Raw genomic sequence first — 14,048 nt, forward strand, 5'->3', positions numbered from 1 at the left:
ACCGAGTGAATGGAGGTGTGTTAGTACTTGTATTCTCGATCTTTGATCAGTACTGCGGTTTGAACGAGAGCTCATCGTGCCCGTAGGAGTACGACTTGATACTTGCCTCATCATAACGTGATTCGAGCTCCGCCGGCGGAACGTACGTCTGCTCACCAAACTCTTTTTCGAGGTGTTTGCAAAACACGATGGTAATATCCCGGTCGTCGTCATCGTCTTCTGCGACCTCGAGAACGACTGCTAAATCTGGATCATCATAGTCCGGTTTGATGACGTAGTCACCTGGAGTGAACGGATTCTCGGCGTACTCGAGGTTTGTGTGTTTGTAGGTATAGAGCTGAATATCCTGATCGTCACAGTAGGAGGCAAGCTTCGCTGGATGGATTTCACGCCAGTTCCCTGGCCCGTCATCAAGCATATTCGGGAATGCAACACTGACGGCTTCACCATCCATCGTCTGACCATAGAGAGAAACGTCCTTCTCAGGCGGTACAACCTCCACGACGACTGCAACTGACGCGTCATCATCGCCTGCTTTTCTCACTCTATCGCCGGGTTTGAACGGATTCTGCGGCTTCTGGTTCATATGGGCCATGTTCGGCCCTAGATCCTGCAACTCGTTCATTGGGCGAGCAGCGAGATGGGCGAGTTTCTCAGGCTCCTCACCAGAATACGCGTCCTGTGTCCTGACTTTCGACTTGAGGGTTTCAGTTCGTTCCCAGCCGAGAAGAATCAGTGCATCTTCGTTGTCGCGATGCCAAACCATCACAATGATGTCGTCGTCGGGGTCGTTCTCGAGGAGATTCGCTGGACGAAACGCCGAGACGTCTCTCGAGGTCTTCACGTCGATCTCGTAGCCAAAGACCTCGAAGTCGTGACCCGAGAAACTCTCGGCATTACAGCGGCGAATTGCTTCTTCGTTTTCCCACTCCCACATCTCCACCGGGAGATACTCCCGACAGAATTGCTCGAACGCGAGTTCACCAAGATTTCCGATCCGTTTGACGTCTAGATTGTCTGCACCCTGTATGACTGCCTGGTGATGGGCTCGCTCTCTATCGATTTCATCCGGCGTATAGAGATACATTACATTTCGATTAGTTGTTTCCGTAATATATCTTATGCATTGGTCAGCGCTAATACAAGAAGCCTTCCAGACCTACCAGATCACCGTCTTACTCGATAGTGCTGGGAGCACACAAGATTCGAGCACTGAAATGGCCAAAATACGCCCCTACTTTCATTGTAGTGGTCCGGACTCGACGGAACCACATTGGAACGATTATCGCGGAAGCGGCCTCGTGGGGGACGTGAATACGCTCCGTACGGTGTCTCTTTTCCACAACCTTTTATGAATTAGACTACAGGTTAGAATATGGAAGAATTTGTTGAACACGAAAAATTGGCTTCTCTTTTAAATAGTATTGGAAATCAGGTAGAAGACGACCACTCTGAGCGGGAGGTCGAGTTGATGTTCTTAAATCAGGGGTTTTTCCGGCTTCTTGGCTATGAGGATGTCGGAACGACGCTTCGGAGCGAATACACGCTACCGAGTGGGAAGAAAGCTGATTTCATCACATCCGGGCAGAAAGACGAGATACGAGATTCACAGACAGTCGTGTACGAGTTCAAATCACCTGGAAGGAAACTAACCCGTCACGAGGACCAACTATTCGGGTATATGACAGAGATTTCTGCAGAGTACGGGGTACTCACGAATGGCCAGCAATTGCGGCTGTATCAAAACACACCAACTGGACCCAGGCTGTTCCCTCAAGCCGAATTGATACTAGAAACGGTAACTGAAGGCGAAGCGAGTATGCTGATTATGCCGTTGGGATACCTGAGTATTGAAGAACGAAATATTCGTACAGTTGCCGAACATGCTGCCGAAGAGGTCGTAGAGACGATCTCTCCGAATCTTCAATTAGACTATTCTGAGCCACAGTTGGATGTCTTTGCCGATCACTTTGCAGACTATCTCCGGGACAAATACCGGGAGGCACGGTAATATGTCGTCAGAGGAGGCAACTAGCGATGGTTTTCCGTATCCACCGTATCTGATTCGCCTTCTTCCCAATGAGGCCATTCCACAACAAATCGTTCCTGTAGGGTCACGTCCTATCTATTACTACGAGTGGGTTCCGGTAGCAGCCGATAATGAAGAGCAACCCGGTGATGTGCAGTCCGCTATCGATGTACTCCTTGGTAGTGGGCCTCCAGAACTATCCATAGAGGGGACACAACAGCCAATTGTCGGAGACGTAGATCGGACCGAAGATGACCAGCTACGAGTGAACTACGTTAGGCTGGGCGAGTCGAAACCGCCAGGAACGTATGAATTCACGTTCCGACTCAAGTTGGACGAACCACTCCGTCTGTACCGGGGGGACGGTGTCAAAGATGTGTGGGCTGGCCAATACGAGTATTCCGGATCGTTTTCAGTGAGGCAGGTCGAGCGCCGAGGCCCGCTTCCAACGATAGAAAAGAGAATCACGACGACGAAACAGTTCGTCGACCCAGACTGGCATTGCTCGAGGTAACCGCAGTTCTCACCGACCTATATAGTACTGTTACCGATTGTTCCACTTGCCCCTGAGTAGGTGTAGAAAACGGACACTGTTTTCTCGAGTCAGTAGGTTTCTGTCTTCCCGTTTTCGGGGTCTATCTCGTTACGATTTGGGAAGAACGTATGCGAGCGAAGATTGCTCGTCGTCAATCAACTTCAGCTATGCCCGTGCTCCTCGAACACGGCCCCGAACCCTTCATCAAGAACCTGCTGCACAAGGTCAGCGAACGCGTCGCGATTGCCTGGGTCCTCAACGAATGAGCGAAAGGTGCTCTCGAAGTGATGTCCATGCGACGGTCGATTCGCACTTGAGGTCTGGTGCGCTGCTTCGTGCAGCAACACCAGATACAGGTCATGCATCCAGACTGCGCGCTGGCGACTCGTTACCGCCGAGTCAGTGATCACGATATACGACCTGCCATCGGTCCAGGCATCGGCACTGGCCTCACCATAATACACATCTCGATCGATACCAAGTTCTGAGGCCAACACGCGAGCAAAGCGGAGATAGCGTCGCTGATCGGCGTTCAGTTGTGACTCATCGTCGATTCGATGATACCCGGTCCACACGCCTTCTGACTCGGCTTGCTTCCCGACATCGAACGTCGACGGAAGGTCGATCGATGTCTCATCAGCAGTAGCCAGCTCACGAAGCCGATGTGTTGCTGTGTCGCTCGTATCGAGGACGACGTAGCCTCGCTCAACGAGTTTGTCCGCACCTTTCTCCGCGCCAGTGACCCAACCAATCTCCGGAGCAGCCTGGATCTCCTCGAGGCTAATACGGGACTCCGTTGCCAACTGGAACAGCTTCCGACTGGCCCATTGGTCCTCTCTCTTGGAATTAGCTGCCAGCTCTTCGACCATCACTTCCCGGCTCTCGGCTGTCAATCGGTCGTCCGAGACGTCTGAGTACAGATCGTCACGCGCCTGCTCGAGTGCGCGTTCGATCCGCTGCCAGCGCTTACAGCCAGACTGGATGTCGTTGCGCGCAAAGTTCAGCGTGAGATTCCCTTTCGAGACGATGACGCCACCGAGTCCGTACTCGCGTTTCGTCGTCACGTACAACCCGTTACTGTAGATGTCGAGTCCCTCATGGGGAGCGTACTCGAGTGCGAGGATTGCATCGTCGGTTACTCGAGTGAGTGAGGGACGGTTCGAGTCTGTCACCGACTCGAGTGGATCGCCCTTATCGACCGACTCGCCATTGATTACGACCGAGACGCCGGTTCGTGACCGCACGTACGCGAAGCGCTTGCGAAGATCGCGAACGTAGCGCCGCCAGCGGTAGCTATCCGAATCAGGGACTTCGTCCTCGTAGTGATCGATCTCGACGAGCATCCCCTCAAGGTGATGATCAGTATCCTCGAGCTGGCCATCGCGGCCGTTGATCTCTGCCCACGGTCCAGAGTCGCGTCGATCTCGGTAGTCAAAGTGGAGTGCAGTGTCGTGGCTCCAGATCCGAACCGCGCCTTTTGCGATGATTGCTCCCTTGCCGATTCCCCACTCACCGATTGTCTCGTCGTCCGATCGCTGCTTGCTCCCCGCGCCAAGTACCGAGAGGTTGCGTCGTCCCTCAGTGGATTTGAGATTGACACCAGCGCCATCATCGAGGATGAGCGACCGCTCTGGTGAGATGCTGACCAAGACGCGAGACGAACCAGGACTATCAATTCCGTTTTGAACTGCTTCACGAATCGCATCGGTAAGATCCGCCATCTGATCTTCGATGAGATACGTTGCGACCCGCTCGTCAGCCGTCATCGTCACGGTCTCGTCAGTCAGTTTCGAAGCGATCGTTCTCTCGCTTGCGAACTCAGACAAGGTCAGATGCTCTGTCATGGTGTCCACCCCTGTGGCACCACAAAAACCGAACAGAGCAACTCAGGTGCCTTCGCTAGTCGCGGTTACTATTGGAATTACTGGATGACTCGGATAACCATACTGTCTGTCCCGTCAATCATTCCTGCAAAACAGCTGTCGATAGCTAAGGAGATGCTGAAAATCCTGTTGAGTCACTCGTCTTCGAGCGCTGCGTAGATCTCTGCGTGGCGGCGTCCGTCAAGCTTCCCCATCTCAAGGGCAATCTCGTGACGTTCGGCGTCGCTCTCGGCCGCCTGATACCGTTCGTACAGTCGGCGGACTTCTTCGTCGATCGTCGCCGAGGAATCGGTGCTGGACGCCATCTCTGTATCGAATGTGCTCATTGTATCCCTTTATCAGTTGCGACGAGCACACGCTCGAAATTGGACTTAACCAACAGAAGGCGTGATAATTGAGTTCGTGTTGGTTAAAGGTCTACTTTTGACCTCGAAGTTCACGAACTGCTTTGCGGCTGACTGATGCTTTGTGCCAGCCGAGATGCTCGTCGAAGTACCACTTCTTGAACTCCCTCGCCGACGTCGTCAACGGCGATGAAGAGACATTTGTACGAGAGGAAATCTCGAGCGTTCAGTCTCAAGTACTGACGAAGTCAGTGGCAAGTTGCATAATTACGCCGCTCGGGTCGCACTGACATCCGAATTCGCAAACCCGTCTCTCGAATTATCTGCGCTAGTCGTGAATTCCCATTTCGGCGATTTGCTCTTGATACCGATTTCGAATAGTGACCTCAGTTACCTGAGCAACATCAGCAACTTCCCGTTGGGTCTTTTTCTTATTGCAAAGGAGGGCAGCAGCATAGATGGCAGCTGCGGCATACCCTGTTGGTGACTTCCCCGATAACAGCCCTTTCTCGGCCGTCGTATCGATGATTTCGTTGGCCTTCGATTGTACTTCGTCTGGAAGTTCGAGTTCGGAACAGAAGCGAGGGACGTACTTTTTGGGGTCAACAGGCTGCATTTCAAGACTCAGTTCCTTCGAAATGTATCGATACGTGCGGCCGATCTCCATCCGGTCAACCCGTGAGACGGCGGCAATTTCATCGAGAGATCGTGGAATGCCTTCCATCCGACAAGCTGCATACAGCGTACTCGTGGCCACACCCTCGATTGAGCGTCCTCGGATGAGATCTTCATCGAGTGTACGTCGATAGAGGACGCTTGCGACTTCGCGAACAGAGCGGGGAACGCCCAGGGCAGAAGCCATCCGGTCGGTCTCAGAGAGCGCAAACTGGAGGTTTCGCTCGCCAGCGTCCTTTGTTCGGATCCGCTCTTGCCATTTCCGCAGCCGATTCATCTGGCTGCGTTTCTCCGAGGAGAGAGACCGGCCGTAGGCGTCCTGGTTTTTCCAGTCGATCGTGGTGGTCAATCCCTTATCGTGCATCGTCTGGGTCGTCGGCGCACCAACGCGTGATTTGCTGTCACGTTCGGCCGCGTTGAACGCCCGCCATTCTGGCCCTCGATCGATAGACTCCTCTTCCAAAATTAGTCCACAGTCCTCACAACTGATTTCACTCTCATCAGCACTCCTTGCGAGCGCTGTTGAATCACATTCAGGACAGCTTCGAACACCCTCTTGCTCAGTGGTTTCTTGCCCGGTTTCAGTATCACGCTCTTTCTGCTGGGGCAGGCGTTCCATTACCCAGAATAATGTTCTCTGTCGGGTTAAGCGCTGGGTACAATACTTCCTTGTCAGCATTGTGGGCTGCTGTCCAGCCTTGATGGAAAAAGCAAGCTGAATGCTTGAATCAAAAGCGGCCCCACTTGGTTCGTGGACGTACACCCGCTTGCCAGGGACTGGTGTCACCAGATCGTTATCGACAAGTTCGGTAACGAGCTTTCGGGCGGCTATGTCGCCAATATCCGCTGTCATGACGCGAGTTGCATCCTGATCATGGGCAACGAGTCTGGCTTCGAATCGTCTGTAACAATAAAAACCGTGCTACCAACTACAGGTACCACTCATTGCAAGACCGGTTCAAGGGTTATGAATGGTCCTCTGATACCCTTGTCTCGGTAGCCCGTTCTACGAGGTCTTGACCACGGCCACATCGGATGGTGTCACGACCACACAGAATTCACCAACCGAGAATTGAATCTCGAGTTCAGTATGTGGACTCGTCGAATCCACAAGTTGCTCGAGTGCTTCAACATCGATCACTCGCTGCAGCTGGTACTCATCTCGGCCGAGCCCCTGTTCTTCGAGAGCGTCGATAATCTCAAACAACAACCGCTGATCACTCATCGCTCATCACCTCCTCAACGACATCGATGATCTCCTGAACGGTCGAGCTAATGCGCTCGAGTCGATCGAGGATCGTCTCTGGTTCGTCACCTTCCCACGCGGCGAGGTAGAACGCTGACCCACTCGTGTCCAATCCGAAATACCGACCGACAATGTAACCGACGGCTTCGGCCTCGAGTTCGCGTTTCGATCGTTCGTCTTCAGTATCGGTACCGCTGTGCAGCAGTGCGTGAGCGTACTCGTGAACGAGTGTAATGGAGAGATCAGCCTCGTTTTCATGATCACGGACTTCCACGAGTGGCTGCTTTCCTAGACGGTACTGACAGATGCCCTTGGCGCTGCCGTGAGACCATTCCTGAGGAGGTACGAGGCCAACATCCAACTCGAGTGCGGACGCTACCTCAAGGAGTACTGAGACCAGCTCGTCGGCGTCGCCGTTCGCCTCAGTCTCGAGCTCTGGGAGTGGCTCTCCCTCGGTCTGCGACACATCGAAGACCGACGCTGGTCGAAAGCCTACGAGTCCCTTCTCCCACTCGTCGGGTTCAGTGTCGTCGTACTCACAACCACTCCGTTCGTGGTATGAAGGTGAATTCTCGCATTCAGGGCACTGTCTCGCGATGATCGGTGCCCAGATCCAGATTGCCTTCTCACCCTCTTTCACATGCCGGTCGAACTCGTTTTGCCATGTTCGATAGCCGGCGACTTTGGTCGCGTGCGGACACTGGAGTTTGATCAACAACGTGTTCCGGTGAGAGTAGTCGTGGAACCGGCTCTGGACGTCGAGCCACGCTCTGAATTGCTCGCTCGAAACAGCGTCGTCAACCTCGCAGACGAGGTCTTCGAGCCACGTTTCTATCGTACTGTGCATTTCATCGTGCCGGGTGTCAGAATCGTCGAACGTCTCCCGGGTGCTGCTCGTAGCCATGATTGATTCATGCCTCTCGAAGCGATCTCGAGAAGGCCGTCACCTATTCTCGGCTGAAAAAACCGACAGAGTCTCGCTGTCAGAGTACCATCCGCTGGAACTGCCGCTCTCGTTCACGTTCCATTTGCCACCATTGCTCTCGCTGCCGACGTTCGTCGACAGGACTATCCCTAGCTGCCTGCTCAAGCGCCCGCCAGAGACGGTTCCTTCGTCGCTCGAGTTCATCGATGACTGCAACAGGAATCCCATCGCTATTGCGAGCTACCTCAATTTCCCTGGTTACCAGTTTGAGCTTCGCAGCACCTTCGTACAAGAACGGTGTCTGCTCTATCCCTGCGACGGCTTGTGCTTCCTCGAGCGATGGCTGAGACTCAGGTACCGTCATTTCAGAGTTCGTCTTTGAGCACATCTTGGAGTTGGTCGGCTACCGAGACTGGACGAGATTTCCAGCCGCTTTCATCGCCATCACCACACACTTCGCTTCCGATGAACTCGATCCAACGTCGAACGTCAGCTCCGCCGGCTCCATTCGAAGCGAGAGCGATATCTTCTGTGTGGAGAACCGGTCCTCGAAGCCTGAATCGAGGTACCGCCCCAGTGTCATCACGGTCGGCGCGAGTTCTCGTTACGATGATACGCTCACGCTTGCGATCGACGTGATGGTGACGACCATCTTGATCCTCGCCGAGATAGGCGTAATTCCACGATCGGGGTTCGAGGATGATGTTGCGATCACTACTCGTGGAACGCTTCTCGTGGTGAGTGAGTTGGTTGGTCATCAGAGCTCTCCTCGTCTCGAAACGAGACGTCTCTCAGCGTCTGTTTGGGTTTGTTTGCTATCGGTCGATTTCATCGATATCTTCGGGTGGGTTGTGTACGCCCCGCACCCCTTCTGGGGACGATAAACCAAGCGAGGCTCTAGACATGTACGAACCCCAGCTTCGTGTCAGATCGCCTCAAAACTGGACTGACGATTCACTATTCGTTGGGGATATTCTTAAGCGGACAAACGTGGAGAACCCAGCACGAAGACGCAATGAACGACATCATCGATCCACGACCACCGCTCCCAGAGTGGATTCTAGACGCCTACGATGTCATTTGTACTCAGGGAACCGACCCGGGGAATCACGGAACCCCGCAATCGGTTCCTCGAGAACAGGCTCACGATATTCTTCTTAGCACTGATGAACTTGCGCTCGAACCCATGGATGCAGACCACGCACTCACCCGACTACTCGAGAGAGGATATTTCTACGAAGTCGATGGCGAACTTCGTGTGACGACACCCGGGAACTGAAATCGTGAAGTACAACTGTTTACTATAGTGCTTACTGGCCAGTCCAGAACCGTCTCTACACAAAATCCATTGTTATTCAGACACATTATGTAGTATGCAGCGACGGTCATTCCTCGGTATGGGAGTGGGAATAGTCGGTATCATTAGCGAAGACCGATTCAAGTTTGCGTCGTTCCGTGACGATTCGGTTCCTGTTGGACTGATCTCGATTCGCTGTAAGCAGCTGGCTGCAGAGTTATCGATTTCTGAGGAGTAGTGCGGCGCACAGACTGAATCGATAGTAGTGCATCCGTGTGCCTCTGACAAATCGGCCCTGGGAGGGCCGAGCGATGGTTGGTGGTGGATCAGGGATGCATCCCATCGAATGGCTATCGTGGGTATGCAAGGGACTTGCCTTTGGACAGGCTTGTCCGGTGGGGGACGACCGGCGATGGATGTGGTCCCCTGCATTCGACCATATATGCGATGCTACGTAAATATATCGGCTATTTTAATAATATCGTCTGGAAATCATCTTCGCGTTCGAGGCACGTCCAATTTCACCTTCGTTAGTGAAGGTTCCAATAGTCGTGGTTCGTGGTTATTAGTCACTTGGCCAATAAGTTGATGGGCGGGCGTACTAACCAGTGTACCGGCGGGGAAGTCGAGGATTGTCGTTGCCAACAACGAACTTCCGACGAGACAGCTTCCTCGCCACTCCGACGTCTTCGGACGGATGCACGCGTTTGCGATCGTCTCTGGGACAGATCGCACGCAGCGGATTGCCAGCAGTTCTCCCACTGCCCTGCTGGCAACCGTATTCGACACGTGCGTTTCAGCACTCTATTCCAACCAAGAGTTTGTCGACGGCCTCGCGGAGCAGCATGTTGTGAATGCGTTGGATCACTACCAGTGAGTCCTGGTTTGGTATAAGAAAGCGATCTATTCGAGGCAGGTGTGTGCAATAAATACCACAAGGTGGCAAGAACAGTTATATTACTTACTTGAGAAATGGGGGTATGGCGACTGATGACACGGATCCTACAGAAGCAGTAGTTGGACAGGCAAGTTCAAGTAAAGAAATCGATATCGAGACCGAATACAAGGGGATTCTTCTAACGGCAGTTATTGCAATTTCTGGTGCTTTCCTTCCGTGGTACACGATCTTAGGGACGTCAATACGCGGATTCGAAGGGGACGGAATGATCTCACTCATTGTCGCTGCTATCGTCCTTGCTATAGTGTGGTTTTCTAACAATGAGAAGCGTCTACTGCTGGCAGGGATCATTGGCGGGGCAATCATTACGTTCGTAGGAATGTACCACATCACTGGTGTCTCTGCTATGGGTGTCTACGTAACGGTGTTCGCCGGTCTGGGAATGCTTGTTGCAGGTGGAAGCGGATATCGGAAATTACCCTAATGAGGGGGAAGGACACAACCCACTGAGTACGTGTTTTGTTTTGAGATCGTTCGCGAAACTAAGAATTGAAAAGCGGCGTGAGTATTACCAGGCAGAATCCTTGACGAGAATCTCGTGGTCTGCCGCGTCCTGAGCGCGATCGCGAACATCCCGTGAGGAGTAATCGAAGTCAAACGCCCACGTCTCACCGTCGCGAAGGTCGGTCACATTAGTCCACTGATCACCAAGAACGTTCCCGTCATCATCGTAGATTGTTGCAACCACTTCAACGTACGACTGTTCCTCACCAGTGTTATTTTCGACTTCACCTTCAACAGTCAGTTCGTCAGCCTGAACCTCCATATTGCTGTCAGCGAGTGATAGACCCTCTGTCGGTTCATAGTCGTCTTCATCAAACTCTCCCTCAAGTTCGTAATCGTCGACATCCTCCGCATCGGTGCCTAAGAAATAGATTCGTGCAAGCCATGTCTCACCGTCTTTGAGTGACGTAAGGCGCGCGTTGTCGTTATCGAGGTAGTTTCCATCCTCGTCATACCAGTCTGCCTGGAGTTCGATGTCTCCACTGGGGACCTCACCGCTGTTCTCAACGGTTGCTTCAACGTAGACATCAGTCGACCAAGAGCCTGGTTCGATAACAAGCTCACTATCGAGAATCTCTACATCTGCGCTTTCACTGGATTCTGTGTCTCCGTTCCCAGACCCGTTTTCGCCACCGTTTTCGTCACGTGTTCCACCCTCAACTTCTTCGGTCCCGTCCGAAGCACAACCAGCTAACGCAGTTGAAAGTGCAACGCTACTTCCAAGAAGGAACTTTCGTCGGTTCACATCAACAAAACTGTATTTCTGCCTGATGTGTCTTTTGAAACTCCCGTCAACGTGTTTCGAAATAACCTCCGTCAGCACTTTCAGATCCCCACAGAAAGGGTGAAGTAGACATTGCTAAAGTGCTGCATCAATTCTCACTATGCACAGGCGTATTTGACAGAATCCGCCGAGACAGATTGCTGCGCTGGTAACTGCTTGTCCCATACTTTCCACATCTATCATAAGCGTTCACCCTATAGAACGTTCTGTAAGCGAAAGCCCGGCAGCGAAACGGGCTACAGCCGTGAGCAGCCGGGAACGTGGAGGTGGTGGACGGTGGCGGTGCACGCACCCATCAGCAAAAAAGGGGCCAAGAACGGCTACTCCCACCACGCGTTACGCTCAGGGAAGATGACCTCCGACCACCGAGTAAGCGCGATTGAACACCGACCGTTGTACCAGTTCTTCTTGACTGCGCGCATCCGTACCCGCTCACCCTCTCGAACGATGTTAGGCCGCGACCGCTTCCAAGAGGTCCACTTCGTCCTTCCACTGTCGTCTTCGATAAGGCCAACTTGTTCAATCTTGGGTGAACTAGGCTCCCACAGTTCGATCACACGCCCTTCAACGCTGACCTCGCCGCGATTGATCTCCTCGAGTTTCCCAATCGGTACGACCGTCCCTGCCTCGTGGAGTAGTTCCTCTTTCGTCTCCATCACGGCCTCGAACAACGCTGTACCCGCAAGGATGCGGCTAGCGATTCGCTTCGCGATAACCGCTCGACTGTAGCCACCTTGGACGTTGTCGGCCAACCGCTGTGCCTGCTGATTGACCTCTGCCAACTGATTGCGATCGAGTTGTTCTCGGGGATCGGTTCGGGATTCCGACCGGCGCTGTTCACGGCGCATCGCTTCGACTTCCTGCCGGGTTCGTCGTGCCCGTCCATTCTGTTGACCGAACTCGGCCTGGGCACTGATACGCTCGAGTTCTTCCTCTCTGGCACGAATGCGCTCTTCCTGAGCCAGGGTCACGCCGTAGATCCGTTCATCATTCGTGTCGACGATCCCGTCAGGGTGGTTCGCATCCACCTTCGCCTGAATCTCCATCTCGACCGTCGCCCGGAACTCCGGGGTTTCGTCGACAATGTATTCTGCATCGGGATCGCGCTCCACTCGAGTGCCTGCCTGTTCGTATGCCTGTTCATCGACCGAAACGACCTTACTAGCTGAATTCTTAGTAGACATCGTTGTTACACCGAAGGCGCTCACTCGGCGTCTTCTTCTGACACCACGACTCTCCAGCCGTGGCTCTCGACGTCGACCGACTCATCCAACATGTGCGCTCTCGCTCGCGCCTTCGCTCGCGTCCCTGTAGGGCGCGAGCGAGAGCGCCTCTGGAGAACATTCAACCAGCACCGCGCGTCGTTCTGCCGAGCGGAGTGAGGCAGAACTCGAGGCGCAAACGGAGTGAGCGACTCGGCGACCCGCCCGGAGCGAGCGGCCAGCACACAAGCCGGTTTTGTGTCCGTCGAGCGAGCATCGGAGCGAGTGAGACGCAACCGAAAGCGCGCTTGGTGCTGGCGTCGAAACCAGATGCCCGGCAGGAACCGCACCGACTGGAGCGGAAGCCCGCCCGGAATGGTCGGTCGCGAGCGAAGCGAGGCGCGACCATTGGGGAGCGCCTCGAGGCGAACGGTGAACGGAGTGAACCGTGAGCAAGCGGAGGGCGGCAGCGACGAGCGGGGCGAGCCGTAAACGTAGAACAGTCAACCGGTTCAGACAGCCCCAATCAAACCACGTGGGTGAGATTAAAAGGGGCTGACGCGCTTGGGGAACCCCGACGACATCCTCGCGAACGAAGTGATTGAGGGGTCAGCGAGACGCACAGCGTCTCGCAGAGCAAGCACCGCAACTGTGTGAGGAGCGTGGTTCGGAAGACGCGATGCGTCTTCCGTCATCACGAGAGAGCGACGCTCTCTGGAACGACAGCGAGTCGCAGGACTCGAGCACGTCAGGGACTTTCAGTGGCTACGTGTTGGTTTTACCTTGTTAGTAGGTCGTAGCACGATCTCTTTATTCAGAATATCCTGGGAATGAATCGGGTGAGCGGTAACTATGTGTGTGTACTGACACTTGACGTTCTACCAGCTACAATAGATGTTCTCGGTGTCGTGCAAGATACAGAGCGCGAGTCGATCGACGAGGAAATAAATCCGAGCAAAAGAGAACGACGGCGTGAGGCCGAGTACGATTGACGAATAATTGGCACGTGCGAACTGATAATAGACGTACTCCACGAAGAACAGGACTCATGAAAACTGGAGGGTGTCACTACCGACGCCCGTATCCTCCCCGACCGCCGCGTCGACTATTCGATAAAAAATGCTTGATGACTGGCATCCACCGCCAAAACTTCGATCCGACAACGATGAAGCCTGCACCGAGGAGTATGAAAACAAGTCCGGTCGTCGGATCAACGAACAGGAGACGGAGTCCACCGAGTTCGAAGATGAACCCAATGAATCCGAGCGGCCCCGCTGCTGCGACAACGAAAAGGAGACCGCCTATTGTGATGAGGGCGGGGTATGCTTGGATGAACGCTAAGAGGGCGTTTACCGACGTGTCGTCTGGAGTGGCTGGTGATTCGGACATCACTTCGCCAACGAGGGCGAGCGCACCGGCGATGATGGAGACGGCGAGGCCTTCGAAGTTACCAGCCACGCGTTGGTTGTAGTCTTGAGCGAGGGACATTCCTGTTGTTCTACAACTTCTGACTTATTGAATTCCGGGGTGGGTAAAATTCGAGCTCGTTCGTGCTGTTGGAAGTGGGAGAACACAATGTGGACTACTGATGAAATGATCGACTTATTCTCTATATTCAGCAGATCGTTTCTGACGCCTATCAAAGAGGTGGGTAGCTGCTCTGGCA

15 protein-coding genes are annotated in these 14,048 nt (G+C 53.7%); 6 read left to right on the forward strand and 9 right to left on the reverse strand.

All coding sequences use genetic code 11. The features are described 5' to 3' along the window. Positions 1-46: 46 nt before the first annotated feature. The gene (locus tag C483_RS00160) at positions 47-1,087 is read right to left on the reverse strand and encodes a hypothetical protein (RefSeq protein WP_006651314.1); all 1,041 of its coding nucleotides are present in this window, start codon (positions 1,085-1,087) and stop codon (positions 47-49) included. A 288-nt stretch (positions 1,088-1,375) separates the two neighbouring features. On the opposite strand from C483_RS00160, the gene C483_RS00165 reads away from it, so the two are divergent. Together C483_RS00165 and C483_RS00170 are read left to right on the forward strand one after the other, a co-directional pair. Beyond that, positions 1,376-2,011, forward strand: coding sequence for a type I restriction enzyme HsdR N-terminal domain-containing protein (locus tag C483_RS00165; RefSeq protein WP_006651315.1), 636 nt, complete (start codon positions 1,376-1,378; stop codon positions 2,009-2,011). Position 2,012: 1 nt separating this feature from the next. Continuing rightward, on the forward strand, positions 2,013-2,543 hold the full coding sequence (locus C483_RS00170; RefSeq protein ID WP_049912311.1) for a hypothetical protein: 531 nt from the start codon (positions 2,013-2,015) through the stop codon (positions 2,541-2,543). A 182-nt stretch (positions 2,544-2,725) separates the two neighbouring features. Here the strand turns inward: C483_RS00170 and C483_RS00175 are convergent, their stop codons facing one another. The 5 genes from C483_RS00175 to C483_RS00195 form a co-directional block, all read right to left on the reverse strand. Then, complete coding sequence (locus C483_RS00175; RefSeq protein ID WP_006651316.1) at positions 2,726-4,408, reverse strand: hypothetical protein; 1,683 nt, start codon at positions 4,406-4,408, stop codon at positions 2,726-2,728. A gap of 173 nt (positions 4,409-4,581) precedes the next feature. After that, complete coding sequence (locus tag C483_RS00180) at positions 4,582-4,773, reverse strand: hypothetical protein (RefSeq protein ID WP_049912313.1); 192 nt, start codon at positions 4,771-4,773, stop codon at positions 4,582-4,584. A 346-nt stretch (positions 4,774-5,119) separates the two neighbouring features. After that, positions 5,120-6,085 carry a transcription initiation factor IIB gene (locus C483_RS00185; RefSeq protein ID WP_006651318.1) on the reverse strand — a complete coding sequence of 322 codons (966 nt, stop codon included), beginning with the start codon at positions 6,083-6,085 and terminating at the stop codon, positions 5,120-5,122. A 387-nt stretch (positions 6,086-6,472) separates the two neighbouring features. Next, positions 6,473-6,691, reverse strand: coding sequence for a HalOD1 output domain-containing protein (locus C483_RS00190; RefSeq protein WP_006651319.1), 219 nt, complete (start codon positions 6,689-6,691; stop codon positions 6,473-6,475). Further along, positions 6,684-7,616 (reverse strand): ArdC-like ssDNA-binding domain-containing protein, encoded by a 933-nt coding sequence (locus C483_RS00195; protein ID WP_006651320.1) that lies wholly within the window; start codon positions 7,614-7,616, stop codon positions 6,684-6,686. The genes C483_RS00190 and C483_RS00195 overlap by 8 nt, the downstream gene beginning before the upstream one ends. A gap of 410 nt (positions 7,617-8,026) precedes the next feature. Here C483_RS00195 and C483_RS20580 point away from each other — a divergent pair, with 410 nt between their 5' ends. The 3 genes from C483_RS20580 to C483_RS00220 all read left to right on the forward strand — a co-directional run bounded on the left by C483_RS20580 (position 8,027) and on the right by C483_RS00220 (position 10,316). Then, the gene (locus C483_RS20580; protein WP_160166244.1) at positions 8,027-8,521 is read left to right on the forward strand and encodes a hypothetical protein; all 495 of its coding nucleotides are present in this window, start codon (positions 8,027-8,029) and stop codon (positions 8,519-8,521) included. Between the two features lie 131 nt (positions 8,522-8,652). Next, on the forward strand, positions 8,653-8,916 hold the full coding sequence (locus C483_RS20675; protein ID WP_006651323.1) for a hypothetical protein: 264 nt from the start codon (positions 8,653-8,655) through the stop codon (positions 8,914-8,916). Between the two features lie 998 nt (positions 8,917-9,914). After that, positions 9,915-10,316: a hypothetical protein gene (locus C483_RS00220; RefSeq protein ID WP_006651325.1), complete on the forward strand. Its 402-nt coding sequence runs from the start codon at positions 9,915-9,917 to the stop codon at positions 10,314-10,316. 84 nt (positions 10,317-10,400) lie between these two features. On the opposite strand, the gene C483_RS00225 is transcribed toward C483_RS00220, so the two are convergent. Together C483_RS00225 and C483_RS00230 are read right to left on the reverse strand one after the other, a co-directional pair. Beyond that, positions 10,401-11,219, reverse strand: a complete 819-nt coding sequence (locus C483_RS00225; RefSeq protein ID WP_241431450.1) for an FxLYD domain-containing protein — start codon at positions 11,217-11,219, stop codon at positions 10,401-10,403. 281 nt (positions 11,220-11,500) lie between these two features. Next, on the reverse strand, positions 11,501-12,364 hold the full coding sequence (locus tag C483_RS00230; protein WP_049912317.1) for a DNA-binding protein: 864 nt from the start codon (positions 12,362-12,364) through the stop codon (positions 11,501-11,503). 348 nt (positions 12,365-12,712) lie between these two features. On the opposite strand from C483_RS00230, the gene C483_RS20170 reads away from it, so the two are divergent. After that, positions 12,713-12,874, forward strand: coding sequence for a hypothetical protein (locus C483_RS20170; protein ID WP_160166245.1), 162 nt, complete (start codon positions 12,713-12,715; stop codon positions 12,872-12,874). Positions 12,875-13,450: 576 nt separating this feature from the next. Here C483_RS20170 and C483_RS00235 read toward each other — a convergent pair. Beyond that, on the reverse strand, positions 13,451-13,870 hold the full coding sequence (locus tag C483_RS00235) for a hypothetical protein (protein WP_006651328.1): 420 nt from the start codon (positions 13,868-13,870) through the stop codon (positions 13,451-13,453). Between the last annotated feature and the right edge of the window lie 178 nt (positions 13,871-14,048).

The organism is Natrialba hulunbeirensis JCM 10989 (assembly GCF_000337575.1).
Taxonomy (GTDB): domain Archaea; phylum Halobacteriota; class Halobacteria; order Halobacteriales; family Natrialbaceae; genus Natrialba; species Natrialba hulunbeirensis.